The sequence below is a fragment of the Streptomyces sp. NPDC058246 genome (assembly GCF_042881985.1).
Lineage (GTDB): Bacteria > Actinomycetota > Actinomycetes > Streptomycetales > Streptomycetaceae > Streptomyces.
This window is the reverse complement of the sequence record NZ_JBHVWZ010000036.1, coordinates 20,238-36,908: the sequence shown is the minus strand read 5'-3', so window position 1 is coordinate 36,908 and position 16,671 is coordinate 20,238. Positions and strand designations below refer to the sequence as shown.

The 16,671-nt window shown below is 71.3% G+C and carries 11 protein-coding genes; 5 read left to right on the top strand and 6 right to left on the bottom strand.

The features are described 5' to 3' along the window. The first annotated feature begins 12 nt into the window (after nt 1–12). A complete protein-coding gene (locus ACFVXA_RS34750) occupies nt 13–924 on the top strand; it encodes an LLM class flavin-dependent oxidoreductase (RefSeq protein WP_383905004.1) in 912 nt (303 codons plus the stop codon). Nucleotides 925–1,291: 367 nt separating this feature from the next. Here ACFVXA_RS34750 and ACFVXA_RS34745 read toward each other — a convergent pair whose 3' ends face one another. Next, entirely contained in the window at nt 1,292–3,229 is a 1,938-nt protein-coding gene (locus ACFVXA_RS34745) for a glycogen debranching N-terminal domain-containing protein (RefSeq protein WP_390028223.1), read from the bottom strand. Continuing rightward, nucleotides 3,226–4,986 carry a hypothetical protein gene (locus ACFVXA_RS34740; protein WP_390028222.1) on the bottom strand — a complete coding sequence of 587 codons (1,761 nt, stop codon included), beginning with the start codon at nt 4,984–4,986 and terminating at the stop codon, nt 3,226–3,228. Before ACFVXA_RS34740 ends, ACFVXA_RS34745 begins: the two co-directional genes overlap by 4 nt. A 119-nt stretch (nt 4,987–5,105) precedes the next feature. Here ACFVXA_RS34740 and ACFVXA_RS34735 point away from each other — a divergent pair, with 119 nt between their 5' ends. Both ACFVXA_RS34735 and ppdK read left to right on the top strand, forming a co-directional pair. Then, entirely contained in the window at nt 5,106–6,329 is a 1,224-nt protein-coding gene (locus ACFVXA_RS34735) for an ROK family protein (protein WP_362024461.1), read from the top strand. A 436-nt stretch (nt 6,330–6,765) separates the two neighbouring features. Then, nucleotides 6,766–9,507, top strand: a complete 2,742-nt coding sequence (gene ppdK / locus ACFVXA_RS34730; RefSeq protein WP_362024464.1) for a pyruvate, phosphate dikinase — start codon at nt 6,766–6,768, stop codon at nt 9,505–9,507. A gap of 137 nt (nt 9,508–9,644) precedes the next feature. On the opposite strand, the gene ACFVXA_RS34725 is transcribed toward ppdK, so the two are convergent. Then, nucleotides 9,645–10,097 carry an excalibur calcium-binding domain-containing protein gene (locus ACFVXA_RS34725; RefSeq protein WP_362024466.1) on the bottom strand — a complete coding sequence of 151 codons (453 nt, stop codon included), beginning with the start codon at nt 10,095–10,097 and terminating at the stop codon, nt 9,645–9,647. Between the two features lie 234 nt (nt 10,098–10,331). Between ACFVXA_RS34725 and ACFVXA_RS34720 the strand changes: the two genes are divergently transcribed. Next, the gene (locus ACFVXA_RS34720) at nt 10,332–11,267 is read left to right on the top strand and encodes an oxidoreductase (RefSeq protein WP_362024469.1); all 936 of its coding nucleotides are present in this window, start codon (nt 10,332–10,334) and stop codon (nt 11,265–11,267) included. 105 nt (nt 11,268–11,372) lie between these two features. Here the strand turns inward: ACFVXA_RS34720 and nirD are convergent, their stop codons facing one another. From nirD to ACFVXA_RS34705, 3 genes are all read right to left on the bottom strand, one after another. Then, nucleotides 11,373–11,789: a nitrite reductase small subunit NirD gene (gene nirD / locus ACFVXA_RS34715; protein ID WP_389748261.1), complete on the bottom strand. Its 417-nt coding sequence runs from the start codon at nt 11,787–11,789 to the stop codon at nt 11,373–11,375. Continuing rightward, nucleotides 11,786–14,332: a nitrite reductase large subunit NirB gene (gene nirB, locus ACFVXA_RS34710; RefSeq protein WP_383905142.1), complete on the bottom strand. Its 2,547-nt coding sequence runs from the start codon at nt 14,330–14,332 to the stop codon at nt 11,786–11,788. The genes nirD and nirB overlap by 4 nt, the downstream gene beginning before the upstream one ends. 138 nt (nt 14,333–14,470) lie before the next feature. Further along, complete coding sequence (locus tag ACFVXA_RS34705) at nt 14,471–15,742, bottom strand: FAD-dependent oxidoreductase (RefSeq protein WP_362024475.1); 1,272 nt, start codon at nt 15,740–15,742, stop codon at nt 14,471–14,473. Nucleotides 15,743–16,015: 273 nt separating this feature from the next. On the opposite strand from ACFVXA_RS34705, the gene ACFVXA_RS34700 reads away from it, so the two are divergent. Further along, nucleotides 16,016–16,663 carry a hypothetical protein gene (locus tag ACFVXA_RS34700; RefSeq protein WP_390028221.1) on the top strand — a complete coding sequence of 216 codons (648 nt, stop codon included), beginning with the start codon at nt 16,016–16,018 and terminating at the stop codon, nt 16,661–16,663. Nucleotides 16,664–16,671 lie beyond the last annotated feature (8 nt).

The window sequence follows — 16,671 nt, the reverse complement described above, 5'->3', positions numbered from 1 at the left end:
ATGCTGACGGCTATGCCTATTGATGCACCCCAGCGCACGCTTCGCTTCGGTATCAAGACGCCCCCCATGCACCTGGCCTACGACGAGATCCTCCGCGTCTGGGAGGAGGCCGACGAACTGCCCGAACTCGACGACGCCTGGTTGTGGGACCACCTGATGCCGCTGGCCGGACCGCCCGGCGGCGCCGTCCTGGAGGGCTGGACGCTGCTGGCCGCGCTGGCCGCTCGTACCGCTCGGCTCCGCCTCGGCCTGCTCGTCACCAGCAACAGGCTGCGTGCCCCCGCCCACCTCGGAAAGATCGCCACCACCGTGGACGTGATCTCCAAAGGGCGCCTGATCATGGGCCTGGGCGTCGGCGGCACCCGACAGCCTGACGGCCCGAACCCAGCCGTCGCCGAGTACGCCGCCTACGGCCTCCCGCTCCCGAGTCCTGGTGAGGGCCTGGCCCGCCTCACCGAGACAATCACCATCCTGCGCCGCATGTGGACCAAGGAGGTCTTCGACCACGACGGCCCCTTCACCACCCTGCGCGGCACCCGCAACGGCCCCGGCCCGGTCCAGCCCGGCGGCCCCCCACTGCTGATCGGCGGCTGGGGCGACCGAACGCTGCGCATCATCGCCGAACACGCCGACATCTGGAACGTCCCCGGCCCGCCCCACAACAGCACCGACTGGATCGCCGAGCGCGCCCGCGTCCTGAACGCACACTGCGCCGCGATCGGCCGCGACCCCGCCGAGATCACCCGCTCCGCACAGATCATCGTCGACTACGCCGACCCCGCCACCACCCGCGCCCACGTCCGCGCACTCGCCGCCGCCGGCATCCGGCACGTCGTGCTCGCGCTGCCACGCCCCTATCCGGACAATGCCGCCCGCTGGCTTGTTGACGAGATCGTCACCCCTGTCCGCGAGAACGACGCCTGACGGCATCTCCGCTACTCGGCCACGCACCGCCCCCGCCCCGACATGCTCAGGGGCGAGTGCGTGGGGTGCGCAACCACCTGGCTGACACTGCAAGCCAGGTGAACGAACAGGTCAGTACCCTTACCAGTCTTGAGGGGTCCAGATAACGGCCTGCTCATCACTCAGAAATTCCACCGGCACGAGCCGGACCGTAGCCAGCCCCGGACCAGGCCCGGAGGCGTTTCACCGAACCCCAGTGGCGACGTGGATCACCGTGCTAGGAGGTCATGATCATTCTCACCGATAACCGCTGTACCGATGTTCCCCGAGGCCGGTTGCGCGCCCTTGAGCCCCGGACCCCTTACGCGCCCTTGAGCCCCCGGGCCCGTTACGCGCCTCCCACCGCGGTGAGCAGCGCCAGCGGTGCCGCCGCCGAGCGGGACTCCCTTACGCACGCGTGGGGATACGGCACCGGCTCGCCGTGCGTGGTGCGGCCGTACCCGGCGAGAACCTCGGGAAGACGGTGGCCTGCCGCCGTAGCCGCATCGACGAGGGCGTGGGCCACCGTCCGGGCCTCGTCGTGCAGGCCGTAACGGGCGAGGCCGAGGGTGATCAGCGCGTTGTCGTGGGGCCAGACCGAGCCGCGGTGGTACGAGAGCGGGTGATACGCCGGCTGGTCGGCGGCCAGCGTGCGCACGCCCCAGCCGGAGAAGAAGTCCGCCTCCAGCAGGCGGCGGCCGACCAGCTCGCCGTACTCCTTGTCCAGGAGACCGGACCAGAGCAGATGGCCCGCGTCCGACGCGAGCGCGTCCACGTGGCGGCCGTCGCCGTCCAACGCCAGTGCGGGGAAGGCGTGTTCAGCCATCCAGAAGTCGCGCTGGAAGCGGTCGCGGAGGTCGCCGGCGGCCTGTTCGAGGAGGGCCGCGTAGACCTCGTCGTCCCAGACCGTGCGGGCCAGGTGCGCGGTACGGCGCAGGGCGTCGTACGCGTACCCCTGCGCGCCCGCCGCCATCACCGGGCCGCTGGGGCGGCTGCCGTCCGCCGAACAGATGGCGCCGGGGGAGTCCTTCCAGTTCTGGTTGGCGAGGCCGCCGCCGTCCGCGCGGTAGACGAGATAGCCGCGCGAGGTCAGGCCGCCGTGGTCGAGCATCCAGCTGATCGCCGCGCGGGCGTTGGCCTCCAGACGGCGGGCCAGGGAGACGTCCCCCGTCTGCTCGGTGTACGCGCCGAGCAGCACCAGGAACAGCGGCGTCGCGTCCACCGACCCGTAGTAACGCCCGTACGGCACCTGCCCGAAGTGCGCGAGCTCGCCGTGCCGCACCTCGTGCACGATCTTGCCCGGCTGAGCCACCGCCCCGGCTCCCACCTCGACCGCCTGGGTCGCGGCGAGCGCGGGCAGCGTGGCGGCGGCGAGCTGGGGACGGTAGGGGAGGGCGAAGAGGGAGGTCAGCAGGGCGTCGCGGCCCAGAAGGGTGAGGAACCAGGGGACTCCGGCCGCCGGGACGCGCAGTTCCTCGCCGTCCGGGCCCGTCGCCGGGATCTGGAGCACCGCCAGGTCGGACAGGCCCCGCGCACAGGCCGCGGCCAGCTCGGGCCAGCCGGTCGGGAAGGGCACGCCCTCCGCGAACTCGCCTTCCAGGGCGAGGAGTTGTTCATTGGCGGCGGCGGGGGAGAGCGGTACGCGCGGCTCCTGCACGGCCCCGTGCGGACGCGCCGCGACCCGCAGTGTCAGCTCCGCCGAACCGTGCGGTGCGAGATCGAGCGCCCAAACGAGACGGCGCGCGCCCGTGCCCGTCTCCTCGACGCCGTCCGGAGCGGGCTCGGAGGTGACCGTCGTACAGGATCGCCACTCGCCGCGCTGGTAGCTGAACTCCACGCCGTCGTCCAGGACTTGACGCCTGCGCACCACGCCCGTCTTGACGTACGTCCGGTGGTCGGAGCGCAGCTCGAACTGGTCGGTGAAGTCGGCGTCCGCGGTGACCGCGATGCGGACCGTGGTGGGCGTCGGGCGGTTGCTGGTGACGCGCAGCGCCTCCACGAACGCGCCGTCGGCCACGGCCTGTTCACGGAAGAGCGTGTACCCGGGCGGCTCGTTGCGGCCGCCGCGCGGCACCAGTACGCAGCGTGCCGTGTCGCCGTCCGCGACCGGCGTGAGCGCCTCGGGCACCGCGCCGTCGACGGTCAGCTGCCAGCGGCTGAGGTGCCGGGCGTCCCGTACGAATAATCCGTCCGGGGAGCTGCCGCCCCGCACTCCGCTGATGTCTCCGCCGTCGCCCACGGCGGCGAACGTCCCACCGTGCACGAGCAGATGATGCCGGTCCGTCATCCCCGGTCCCCTCCCTTGTCACTCTTGACGAACGTGCCGAGACCCGTCGGGGACACGCCGTGTCCGGGGGACTCGTGAAGCAGATCGAGCGTCAGCGCCGCGGTCCAGCTGAACCCGAGCGCTCCGCAGGCCTCGCCGCTGTACGGGTCCACGTACTCCGCGAATCCGGACTCGTCGGCGGTGCGCAGCAACGCCTCCCGCAGCCCGTCCGCCCGCCCGTGCTCCCCGTGCAGCCGCAGCCCACGCTCCAGCAGCCAGTTGGTGTTGAACCAGGCCGGACCGCGCCAGTACCGGTGCGGGTCGAACGCGTCCCCGGTCAGGTCGTAACTGGGGACGAGCCGCGCGGCCCCGCCGAGCTCGAAGTGCGGGCCGCTCGCGGTACGGACGAGGGTGGCGGCGATGTCGCGGGGCAGCGCGGGAAGGATGAGCGGCAGCAGCCCGGAGACACTCCGCTCGGGGATCAGAGCACCACGGAGAGAGCGGTGCTCTGAAGCGAGAGCACTGCTCTGAGGTGGGCAGTGGTCTGAAAGGTGAGCGGTGCTCTGAGAGCGGTGCTCCGGAGTGAGAGCGCTGCTCTCCGGGTTCTCCGGGTGCGGATCGGACCCGTGCCCATCGCGGCTCTGTGAGCGCCGCTCCGATCCGAGAGCACCGTTCTGTGAGCACCGCTCCGATCCGAGAGCACCGCTCTCACCGGCCCCGGCCCCGTCCCCCGCCCCGTACACATCCCGGCAGAAGAACATCCCCTCCGCCGGATCCCACAGCCGATCCACCAGCGCCGCCGTGAGGCGTTCGGCGCGCGCGTGGCGGGCCGTCCCCGTCGCTCCCAGCTCCTGCGCGATGCACGCCAGCGCGTGCTCGGAGGCGATCAGCAAAGCGTTGAACGCCGGGTCCTCGACCGCGAACTCGCCGCCGCCGTCCGCGTACCCGCGGTCCCGGTAGTCGGTGGCGAGGCGCACGTACCGCCCGTAGTCGAGATCCGTCGGACGGTCCTCGGGGGCCCCGTGGTCGAGGTCGGCGCGGCGGAAGGAGCGGGCCGGGGCTGGGGTGATCCGGCTCAGCGGGGCGTCCCAGCAGGGGCTGTTGTCCATGCCCTGTTCCCAGGGGTGGGCCACGGAGGCGAGACCGCGGCCGCCCAGGTCCCGGCGGTGCAGCAGGTAGCGGTGCCAGGCGGCCAGGCAGGGATACATCCGGGGGAGGAAGTTGCGGGCCCGCGAGAGGCCCGGGTCGGCCCGGTGCACCAGCCACACGGCGAGCGCGTGCACCGGTGGCTGCACGATGCCCGACGTCTGTACGGTGCGCGGGGCGCCCGCAGCGCGCCCCGCGGTCGAGGAGCGCCAGAAGTCGGGGCTCGGGAAGTACGCGTCCAGTGGTACGGAGGGGTTGAACACGATGTGCGGGACGCGCCCGTCGGCCCACTGGGCGCCGAGCAGGGTCTCCAGCTCCGTCTGCGCCCGCAGGGGGGACAGATGGCGCAGTCCGATGGCGATGAACGCGGAGTCCCACGACCACTGGTGCGGATACAGGCCGCGCGAGGGCACCGTGGACGTTCCCGTCCAGTTGCCGTTCAGGACGCGGGCGGCCCTGAGGTGCAGTGACCCCGAAGGCTCGGCGGGATCGTATACAAGTGATCCGGAACGGCTGATCTCACCCGGACCGGGCGAAGGGGGCGGGCCGGAGGCGTGCACAGGAGTGCCGGAGGTGCGTACGGGGGTGGTGATACCCGTGCGCAGGGCGGTGAGCTGGGTTGTGCTGTCCACTCAGGTCTCCCCGAAGACGTCCGTCCGACCAGTTCGGCAGTAGCTACCGTAGGGTTACGTCTATTTAACACGCAAAACTCAATATGTAATGCAGAGTTGGGGAACGCAAGGGGGTGCGCATGGCAGGAAGGGCAGGGAGAACCGTGAAGGCCGGGAATCAGGCAAGCGCCGGAGATCTGCTTGAGCTGGTGCGCAGCGGCCGGGCCACCACGCGCGGCGCGCTGCAGCAGGCCACCGGCCTGTCGCGGGCCACGGTCGGCCAGCGGCTCGAGAGGCTCTTCCGCGCGGGCTGGCTGCGTGAGGGCGCGGGCGGCCCGGTGGACTCGCCGCTGGGCGGCCGCCCCTCCATCACCCTCGAGTTCGACGACGCCCACGCGATCGTGCTCGCCGCCGACCTCGACACCCGGCACGGCCGTGCGGCCGTCCTCACTCTGACCGGGGAGATCCTGGCCGAGCACACGGGCGTGCTGGTGATCGACGAGGGCCCGGAGGCGGTCCTCGGCGAGCTCGGGCGCTGGTTCGCCGAGCTGCTGGAGAAGGCCGGGCGGCCGGCGGACTCGGTGTGCGGGATCGGGCTCGCGGTGCCGGGGCCGGTCGACAGCGACACCGGCCGTGTCGTACAGCCGCCGATCATGCCGGGCTGGGACGGCTACGACATAAGGCGACGCCTGGGCCGCGCCTTCGCCGAGCGGGCGAGCGCCAGACCCGACATACCGGTCCTCGTGGACAACGACGCCAACCTCATGGCGTACGGCGAGCAGCGCACCGGATATCCGGACTGCTCGGCGTTCGCCCTGGTCAAGGTCTCCACCGGTATCGGCGCCGGCATGGTCGTCGGCGGCGCCATCTACCGGGGCGTCGATGGCGGCGCGGGCGACATCGGGCACATCCGGGTGGGCGCCGACGCGCTGTGCCGGTGTGGCTCGTACGGCTGTCTGGCCGCTGTCGCGAGCGGTGGCGCCGTGGCGCGGCGGCTCGCCGAGTCCGGGGTGCCGGCGGCCTCCGGCTCAGATGTGCGCGAGCTGCTGACGGCCGGGCACCCGGAGGCGATGGCGCTCGCCCGGGAGGCGGGGCGGCAGGTCGGGGACGTGCTGGCCACCGTGGTGACCCTGCTCAACCCCGGCGTGCTGATGATCGCCGGGGACTTGGCCGGAACCCCCTTCCTCACCGGTGTGCGCGAGCTGCTCTATCAGCGGGCGCTGCCCCGCTCGACCGCTCATCTGGACGTGGTGACCTCGCGGCTCGGGGAGCGGGCGGGGCTGGTAGGGGCGGGTGCGCTGGTCGTGGAGTACCTGTACGCGCCGGAACGGGCGGAGCAGCGACTGGCGGCACTGGGGGTGTGAGTCCCAAGGCCCACGGAGCTGCGCGTGTGACATCCGTGTGTCGTGTCCGCATCGTGGTCCGCATGGTGAAATCCCGCCGCCTCGCGCGGCGTGATTCTCGCCACCCTTGATAAGCTAGGTGCTCAGATGAGCGGATCTTGGGCGGCTGCACTTCCCTAAGGGGTGGCACTCAGTGCCACCCCTTGATCGTTCATCGACTGAACTCAGACGTGTCAGAGGCCGCTCATCTGAGCGTCTATAGCGATCTACGGGCGTTGATTCGTTCAAGAAGTGAAAACATCCCACCTCGATGGCTTGCCAAGCCTTGACTTTCGATCCGCTGGCGGACGAGTGGTTACAGGCGCATGACGCGCAAGTGGACGTACCCAGGCGCCTTCGATCTGGGTATGTTCCCCGTCGTCAGGGCAGCCACCGCGACGTCGAGGAGTCGAGACTCGTGTCGGAAAACAAAGATCCCCACGTAGCTGAGAGCGGCGTCGAGGGCGTGAAGTTCGTTTATGACTTCACCGAGGGAAACAAGGACCTCAAGGACCTCCTCGGTGGCAAGGGCGCCAACCTTGCCGAGATGACCAACCTGGGTCTTCCCGTCCCTCCCGGTTTCACCATCACCACCGAGGCGTGCAAGACGTACCTCGACAGTGGCGAGGAGCCGGCGGCACTGCGTGACGAGGTGAGTGCGCACCTCGAAGCCCTCGAAACGACGATGGGCAAGAAGCTCGGCCAGGCCGACGACCCTCTGCTGGTATCCGTCCGTTCCGGGGCGAAGTTCTCCATGCCCGGCATGATGGACACCGTTCTGAACATCGGCCTCTCCGACAAGTCGGTGCAGGGCCTGGCCAAGCAGGCCGGCGACGACCGCTTCGCGTGGGACTCCTACCGCCGCCTCATCCAGATGTTCGGCAAGACGGTCCTGGGCGTGGACGGCGACCTCTTCGAGGAGGCGCTGGAGGCGGCGAAGGACGCCAAGAAGGTCACGGTCGACACGGACCTCGAAGCGGCCGACCTGAAGAAGCTCGTCACCAAGTTCAAGAAGATCGTCAAGACCGAGGCCGGCCGCGACTTCCCGCAGGACCCGCGCGAGCAGATGGACCTCGCCATCCACGCGGTCTTCGACTCCTGGAACACCGACCGCGCCAAGCTCTACCGCCGTCAGGAACGCATCCCGCACGACCTGGGCACCGCGGTCAACGTCTGCTCGATGGTCTTCGGCAACCTGGGACCCGACTCCGGTACGGGCGTCGCCTTCACCCGCGACCCGGCCTCCGGCCACCAGGGCGTGTACGGCGACTACCTCCAGAACGCCCAGGGCGAGGACGTGGTCGCGGGCATCCGCAACACGGTCCCGCTGGCCGAGCTGGAGCAGATCGACAAGAAGTCGTACGACCAGCTCATGCAGATCATGGAGACCCTGGAGAACCACTACAAGGATCTCTGCGACATCGAGTTCACCATCGAGCGCGGCCAGCTGTGGATGCTGCAGACCCGCGTCGGCAAGCGCACGGCGGGCGCGGCCTTCCGTATCGCCACGCAGCTGGTGGACCAGGGCCTGATCGACGAGGCCGAGGCGCTCCAGCGCGTGACGGGCGCCCAGCTCGCGCAGCTGATGTTCCCGCGCTTCGACGACCAGGCGAAGGTCGAGCAGATCGGCCGGGGCATCGCGGCGTCGCCGGGTGCGGCGGTCGGCAAGGCGGTCTTCGACTCGTACACCGCGATCAAGTGGTCGCGTTCGGGTGAGAAGGTCATCCTGATCCGCCGCGAGACGAACCCCGACGACCTCGACGGCATGATCGCGGCCGAGGGCATCCTGACCTCTCGCGGCGGCAAGACGTCTCACGCCGCCGTCGTGGCGCGCGGCATGGGCAAGACCTGTGTCTGCGGCGCCGAGGAGCTCGAAGTCGACACCAAGCGCCGCCGCTTGACGGCCCCGGGCGGTGTCGTGATCGAGGAGGGCGACGTCGTCTCGATCGACGGCTCGACCGGCAAGGTGTACCTGGGCGAGGTCCCGGTCGTCCCGTCCCCGGTCGTCGAGTACTTCGAGGGCAGGATGCACGCGGGCGCCGACGACGCCGACGAACTGGTCGCCGCGGTGCACCGGATCATGGCGTACGCGGACCGCGTCCGTCGCCTCCGCGTCCGCGCCAACGCCGACAACGCCGAGGACGCCCTGCGGGCCCGCCGCTTCGGCGCGCAGGGCATCGGCCTGTGCCGTACGGAGCACATGTTCCTCGGCGACCGGCGCGAGCTGGTCGAGCGCCTGATCCTGGCGGACACGGACGCGGAGCGCGAGGACTCCCTGAAGGGGCTGCTCCCGCTCCAGAAGCAGGACTTCGTCGAGCTCTTCGAGGCGATGGACGGCCTCCCGGTGACGGTCCGTCTCCTGGACCCGCCGCTGCACGAGTTCCTGCCGGACATCACGGAACTGTCCGTGCGGGTGGCGCTCGCCGAGTCCCGCAAGGACTCCAACGAGAACGACCTGCGGCTGCTCCAGGCGGTGCACCGCCTGCACGAGCAGAACCCGATGCTGGGCCTGCGCGGCGTACGTCTCGGTCTCGTCATCCCCGGTCTCTTCACGATGCAGGTACGTGCGATCGCGGAGGCCGTCGCCGAGCGCAAGAACGCGAAGGGCGACCCTCGCGCGGAGATCATGATCCCGCTCGTCGGAACCGTCCAGGAGCTGGAGATCGTGCGCGAGGAGGCCGACCAGGTCATCGCGGAGGTCCAGGCGGCGACGGGTACGGAGTTGAAGCTGGCGATCGGCACGATGATCGAGCTGCCGCGGGCCGCGCTGACCGCCGGTCAGATCGCCGAGGCGGCGGAGTTCTTCTCCTTCGGTACGAACGACCTCACACAGACCGTGTGGGGCTTCTCCCGGGACGACGTGGAGGCCTCCTTCTTCACGGCGTACCTGGAGAAGGGCATCTTCGGCGTCTCCCCCTTCGAGACCATCGACAAGGACGGCGTCGGCTCGCTGGTGAAGTCCGCCGCCGAGGCCGGCCGGGCGACGCGGCCCGACCTGAAGCTCGGCGTGTGCGGCGAGCACGGCGGTGACCCCGAGTCGGTCCACTTCTTCCACGAGGTGGGTCTGGACTACGTCTCCTGCTCGCCCTTCCGGATCCCGGTGGCCCGCCTGGAGGCGGGGCGCGCGGCGTCGACGTCGAAGGGCAGCGACCACCGCTAGCCCATTGCGGGCCGGCTGAACCCCCGGGACCGTTGTCGGTCACCCTGACCCTCACCGACGGACAACGGCCCCGGCGCACCGAGAGAGGGCGGCACCCCTGTGCGGGGGGTGCCGCCCTCTCCGCCGAGTGCGGCGGCTCAGGTGTCGCAGGCGACACCGTCGTTGTCGCGGTCCAGGTGGGAGGCGTAGCCGGGTTCGCCCCGGTAGATGGGCGCGGCGCCGGCGGCTCGGACCTCGCTGCAGTTGGCGTAGTAGACATCGGCGTCCCCCGAGCCGCTGTCGCCGGAGCCGCTCCCCGCTGCCGGCTGTGCGGTGACCGTCCTGGTGACCTTGACGGTCTTGGTGGCAGTCACCGTGGGGGTCGCCTCGGGGCTTGCCGTCACCGTCGCCGTGGGCGTGAGCGTGGGCGTGGCAGTGACGGTGACCGTCACCCGCGGCTCGGCGGAAGCGGGTTTCGCGTCCGCCGTGGTGTCCCCGCCGCTGTTGCCTATGCCGACGCCGACGAACAGGGTCACCGCGAGCGCGGGCAGGACGTAGCGCTTCCGGGCCCACTTCGGCGGGACGGGCGGAGTGGTGTACGGGTTGGTCATGTCGTCCCCCCAGAGGTGCTACGTGAGGGGATGACCGTAGTGCCGGGCTTTCACTTGTGGAGAAGAAGTGTCCTTTCTGTGACCACCGGACTCTGTGACCACTGTGACTCTGTGACCACCACGACCGCGTCGGTGTGCGACACGCCTGGGCGCTTACGCGGCATCGGCCTTTCGGCGTGAGGCCATGGGCGACACCATGCCAACAGCGGCAATCTCACTGCGGAGGCTCGAATCATGTCCGGCTGGAACGAGCAGGCCATTCCCGACCAGAGCGGCCACGTCGCCGTGGTCACCGGCGCCAACAGCGGTCTCGGATACGTCACGGCCCGGGAGCTGGCCCGGAAGGGTGCTCGGGTCGTGCTCGCCTGTCGGAGTGAGGTGCGCGGGCACCAGGCGGGGGATCGGCTCGTGACCGAAGTGCCGGGCGCCGACGTCGATGTCGTACGGCTGGATCTTGGGGATCTGGACTCCGTACGGGAGTTCGCGCGCGCGTACGGGCAGTCGTACGAGCGGCTCGATCTGCTCGTGAACAACGCCGGTGTGATGGCCTTGCCCCTCGGCAGCACCGCCGACGGGTTCGAGACGCAGTTCGGGGTCAACCACCTCGGGCACTTCGCGCTCACCGGGCTGCTGCTGCCCGCGCTGCTGGCGACGCCCGGCGCGCGCGTCGTGACCCTCTCCAGCATGATGCACGCCCTCGCCAACATCGATATCGACGACCTCAACAGCGAGCGGGGCGCGTACCGGAAGTGGATCGCCTACGCGCGGTCCAAGACCGCCAATCTGCTCTTCACGCATGAGCTGGCGCGGCGGCTCTGCGCCGTCGGCTCCGATGTCGTCGCGGCCGCCGCACATCCCGGCTACGCCTCCACCAACCTCCAGACCGCCGGGCCCCGGCTCGCGGGGCGCAAGGGCGCCGAGCGGCTCATGGAGATGGGCAACCGCGTCTTCGCGCAGAGCGCCGAGGCCGGGGCGCTGCCCACGCTGTACGCCGCCACCGCGCCGGGCGTCGAGCCCGACTCCTTCACCGGGCCGTCGTTCGCGATGTGGCGCGGCGGGCCGGGGAAGTCCTGGCGGGCCGGGTGGACGCTCAACGACACGGCGGGGGAGCGGCTCTGGGCCGCGTCCGAGCGGCTGACCGACGTCACGTACGACGCGCTCAAGGGGTGACTGTGGCGGTGGCGCCGGGGCCGACCGCGTTGATGCGGACGCCGTCGCGGAGGTGATCCAGGGCGGCGGCCCGGCTCGGCGCTCAGCGGCGGCCCGGCTCGGCGCTCAGTCGAGCACCTCTTTCCAGGCGGCGCGCACCTCGTAGGTGGCGACGCGGACTGTCCCGTCGTCCAGGCAGTGCCCCGACTCCAGGTCGAAGCGCTGCTTGAGGAGCGGCGAGGCGACGAACGGCCGGCCCTGGTGGGTGCCGGTCAGACCGCGGGAGAGGACCGCCGCGCCGCTGAACGGGTCGCGGTTGTCGATGGCGTACGTCCGCCCCGCCCGGTCGAGGAACAGCGCGACCTGGCGGCCGTCGGGGAGGAGCGCGGCGGCCCCGCGGCCCGGCATCAGGAGCGACAGGTCGCAGACCGTGAACCAGTCATCTCCCAGGCGGAGTTGGACCTCGAAGACGTCCGTGGTCTCGGGGTCCGTGGTCTCGGGGTACGTGGTCTCGGGGTACGTGGTCCCGGGGTCCGTGGTCATCGCTGGGCGCTTCCTTCCAGGGGGCGCGGGCCGATGGCCAGCAGCGGCAGGTCGGGCTTGATCTGGTCGCGCTCGGGGACGAAGCCGACGACCGGGTCGGGGGTGTCCGGGGCGTTCACGAAGGACACGAACCGGGCCAGCTTCTCGGGGTCGTCGATGGTCGCGGCCCACTCGTCGCGGTAGTTCGCCACATGCGCCGCCATCAGCGACTCCAGCTCCTCGCAGATGCCGAGCGAGTCGTGCACGACCACGTCACGGACGTGGTCCAGGCCGCCGGCGATCCGCTCCAGCCACACGCTCGTGCGCTCCAGGCGGTCGGCCGTACGGATGTAGAACATCAGGAACCGGTCGACGAGGCGGACGAGTTCGGCGTCGCTCAGGTCCTGGGCCAGCAGGTCCGCGTGGCGCGGGGTCGCGCCGCCGTTGCCGCCGACGTACAGGTTCCAGCCGCTCGCGGTGGCGATCACGCCGAAGTCCTTGGACTGGGCCTCGGCGCACTCGCGGGCACACCCGGAGACCGCGGACTTCAGCTTGTGGGGCGACCTGAGCCCCCGGTAGCGCAGCTCCAGGTCGATGGCCATGCGGACCGAGTCCTGGACGCCGTACCGGCACCAGGTCTGGCCCACACAGGACTTGACCGTGCGCAGCGCCTTTCCGTACGCGTGCCCCGACTCGAAACCCGCGTCCACCAAACGCGCCCAGATCAGCGGGAGTTGCTCCACCCGGGCGCCGAACATGTCGATGCGCTGACCACCCGTGATTTTGGTGTAGAGGCCGAAGTCCCGTGCCACCTCGCCGATCACGATCAGCTTCTCGGGTGTGATCTCGCCGCCCGGGATGCGCGGCACGATCGAGTACGAACCGTTCTTCTGGAGGTTGGCGAGGAAGTGGTCGTTGGTGTCCTGGAGGGCCGCCTGCTCGCCGTCCAGGACATAGCCGCTCGCGCCGATCGTGGGGGCGAGGGAGGCGATGATCGAGCCGACCGCCGGCTTGCAGACCTCGCAGCCGTCGCCGCCCCGGGCGCCGTCACGGCCGTAGCGGTCGAGCAGTTGACGGTAGGAGGTGACGCGGAGCGCCAGGGCGATCTCGTACAGCTCCTCGCGGGTCTGCGCGAAGCAGCCGCACAGGCCCTTGTCGACCTCGACACCGCTCGCCTCCAGCTCGGCGGTGACCAGCTGGCCGAGCGTCTTGAGGCAACTGCCGCAGCCCGTACCCGCCTTGGTGCATTTCTTCACCTCGGGCACGGTCGTGCAGGAGTGCTCGGTGACCGCGCCGCGAATCGTTCCCTTGGTGACGTTGTGGCAGGAGCAGATGACGGCGGAGTCGGGGAGCGCGGAGGGGCCGAGGGCGACCGGGGCGCCCGCTCCCGCGGGGAGCACGAGCTGCTCGGGGGCGATCGGCGGAACCGAGCCAGTGAGGGCGCGCAGGGTGCCGTACGCGTCCGCGTCGCCGACCAGGATGCCGCCGAGCAGCTCGCCGCCGCGGCCGATGACCAGCTTCTTGTACGTGCCCGAGCGCGAGTCGGCGTAGACGACGTCGAGGCAGTCCGCGGTGGTGCCGTGCGCGTCGCCGAAGGACGCGACGTCGACGCCGAGGAGCTTGAGCTTGGTGGACAGGTCGGCGCCGGTGAAGGCGGAGTCGTCCCGGGCGATGGTCGCCGCGGCCGTTTCGGCCTGCTCGTAACCGGGGGCCACCAGGCCGTAGACCCGGCCGTCGGCGGCCAGCGCGCACTCGCCGATCGCGAACACCCGAGGGTCGGAGACGGTACGGCACTGCTCGTCGACCGTGATGCCGCCGCGTTCGCCGACCGCGAGCCCCGCGTCGCGGGCGAGTTGGTCGCGCGGACGCACCCCCGCCGAGAACACCACCATGTCCAGCGCGAGTTCGGAGCCGTCGGACAGCTTCATGCCGGTCACCGCGCCGTCGTCACCGGTGACGATCTCCTGTGTGCCCGTGCCGGTGTGGACCGTCAGGCCCATGCCCGCGATGGTGCGCAGCAGAGCGGCGCCACCGCCTTCATCCACCTGCACCGGCATCAGGCGCGGGGCGAACTCCACGATGTGCGTGGCCAGTCCGAGCCCCTTGAGCGCGCCCGCCGCCTCGAGTCCGAGCAGACCGCCGCCGACCACCGCGCCGGTCGTCGCCCGCGACGTCGCGTACGCCTCGATGGCCAGCAGGTCCTCGATCGTGCGGTAGACGAAGCAGCCCTCGGCGTCCTTGCCGGGGACCGGCGGGACGAAGGGGTAGGAGCCGGTGGCCAGGACCAGGGTGTCGTAGGTGACGGTCAGGCCCGAGCGGGCGGTGACCTTCCTGGCCGCCCGGTCGATCGACACGGCCGGGTCGCCGAGGTGCAGCTCGATGCCGTGCGCGGCGATGAACTCGGCGTCGGTGAGCGAGAGTTCGTCCGGCGTGCGGCCCGAGAAGTACGAGGTGAGCCGGACCCGGTCGTATGCCGGTCGGGGCTCCTCGCACAGCACGACCACCCGGTGTGTGGCGGTCAGGCCGCGTTCGGCGAGCGCTTCGAGGAAGCGCTGGCCGACCATGCCGTGGCCTACGAGCACGATGGTGTGCGTGGTGTGCGTGGTGCGGCCGGTGCCGCGGGTGGTGGCGTCAGGTGCGTCGGTCGCCCGGGTGATCTCGGGGGCGTCCGATGCCGTCGACGTCGTCGTGTCCGGGGACATTCAGGAGCCTCCGTCGTGGGTGAGCAGATGGAGCAGGGGTGAGCCGCCCGTGGGGAGCGGCTCGGTTCCGTCCCAGGCGCGGGCGAGCGCGCCGACGGTGCCGAGTTCGCCGACCAGGACCCCGCCGACCAGCCGGTCGCCGCGGACGACGACCTTGCGGTAGGTGCCGCGAGTGGCGTCGGTGAGCTGGACGACGTCGTCACCGGGGCGGGGTACGGGTTCGCCGAACGCGGCGAGATCGAGGACACTCCGGCCCGCGAGCGTGAGCCGGGTGAGGGAACGGGTGCCGGTGTAGCGGGCCTTGAGGTCTCCGGCCAGCGACTCGGCCAGCGCGTCGGCCTGTTCGAGGGCCGGAGTCGCCAGCCCGTACAGCGTGCCGTCGTGCTGCGCGCAGTCGCCGATCGCCCGGATGTGCGGGTCGGACGTACGCAGCTCGTCGTCGACGAGGATGCCCTGGTGAACGGCGAGACCGGCGTCCCGGGCCAGGCCCACCCGGGGGCGGACGCCGCACGCCAGGACGACGAGGTCGGCGTCGAGGGCGTACCCGTCGGCCAACTCGACCGAGCGGACCGCGCCACCGACGCAGCGCAGATCGCGTACCCGGCACTCGGTGTGCACCTCGACGCCCAGGTCCGTGAGATGCCTGTGGACCAGACGGGACGCGGGCGGGTCGAGCTGGCGCTCCATGAGCCGCTCGGCCTGCTGGGCGAGGACCACCTGGGCGCCACGCACGGCGAGCGCGCGGGCGGCCGAGACGCCGAGGAGACCGCCGCCGATCACGACGGCACGGGTGCCGGGCCGGACCGCCTTCGACAGGCCCAGACAGTCGTCCATCGTGCGGAACGCGTGGACACCTTCGGGGAGTTCGCCTCCGCGTCGGCTGAACAGGCCGCGCAGCGGAGGGAGTACGGGGTTCGAGCCCGTCGCCAGGACCAGCGTGCCGTAGGCGATCGCCGAGCCGTCCGCGCAGTGCAGCGTGCGCGTGGCGCGGTCGATGCCGGTGACCCGGGCGCGGATCAGCCGACTCGGCGCCGGGAGGGCGATCACCTCGGGGGCGTAGTGGCGGGCCAGCACCTCGGCGAGCAGGACGCGGTTGTACGGGCGGTGCTCCTCCTCACCTACGAGCAGCGCGGGTGATCCGGGTGCGCCGGGCGATCCGGGTGCGCCGGGCTCACCCGGGCCGCCGATCCCACCCAGCTCACCGAGCCGCTGGGCGAGACGTACGCCCGCGAGCCCGGCGCCGACCACCACCACACGTGCATTCGAGGTCATGACCACACCGTCCGGTGCCGGTGTTACCCGGCCGCATCACGGCCGTTTCCCGGCGGGAACGCTGCCCTCAGCGGGGGCGGGGTCCGGATGTGAGGGTTCGGCGCCCGCCCCGGACGCGGGTGTGAGGTGGGCCGTGCGGGGGCCCGTGACGTGGGCCGCGAGGTGGGGTTGACCGAACCCCCGGTTTCCGTGCAGGCACGATCGATCGCGGCGGCCCGGCGCGGAAGTCTTGAGGCATCGGGTTCCACCAGCTCACGCCCAGGGGGAAATGTCATGGTCGCCGTCCAGAAGCTCCCGCCGTCGCCGGTCCGCGACGAACCCGCCGTACGCGTCTGGCGCTTCGTCCGCGAACCGTTCGAGGCGGACACCTGGCGCCGGGTCGCGTACGCGCTGCTGGCCTTTCCGCTGGGGGTGGTGTGCGTCCCCCTGGCCCTGACGGGTGCTCCGGCGGGGCCGTGGCAGCGGGGACTGGTACTGCGCTTTCTGGACGGTCCGGCGCACGTGGGGTCCGGGTCCTCGCGGGGTCCGGCGCACGAGGGGTCGGGGTCCTCGCGGGGTCCGGCGCACGTGGGGTCCGGGGCCTCGGAGGGTCCGGCGCACGTGGGGTCCGGGTCCTCGGAGGGCCCGGCCGACGGCACGTCCGGATCCTCGCGGGGCCTCGCGCACGCGGTGCTCGCGGCGCCCCTGAACCTCCTCGTACTGGCCGTCACCGTCTACGGCTGGTCCCTCGTGCCGATGAACCTGGGCTGGCCCCTGCGCGCCGGCTCCGACTACGCGGACGCCTGGGGCGGGCCCACCTTCGCCGGGGCCTGGGCGTTCCACGCGATCGTCGGCGGGATCGGATTCCTGCTGCTCATGCCATGGCTCGGCCGGGTCATGGCGTCCGTCCAGCTCCGCCTCGCGGCGGCGCTCCTCTCCTAGGTTGATAC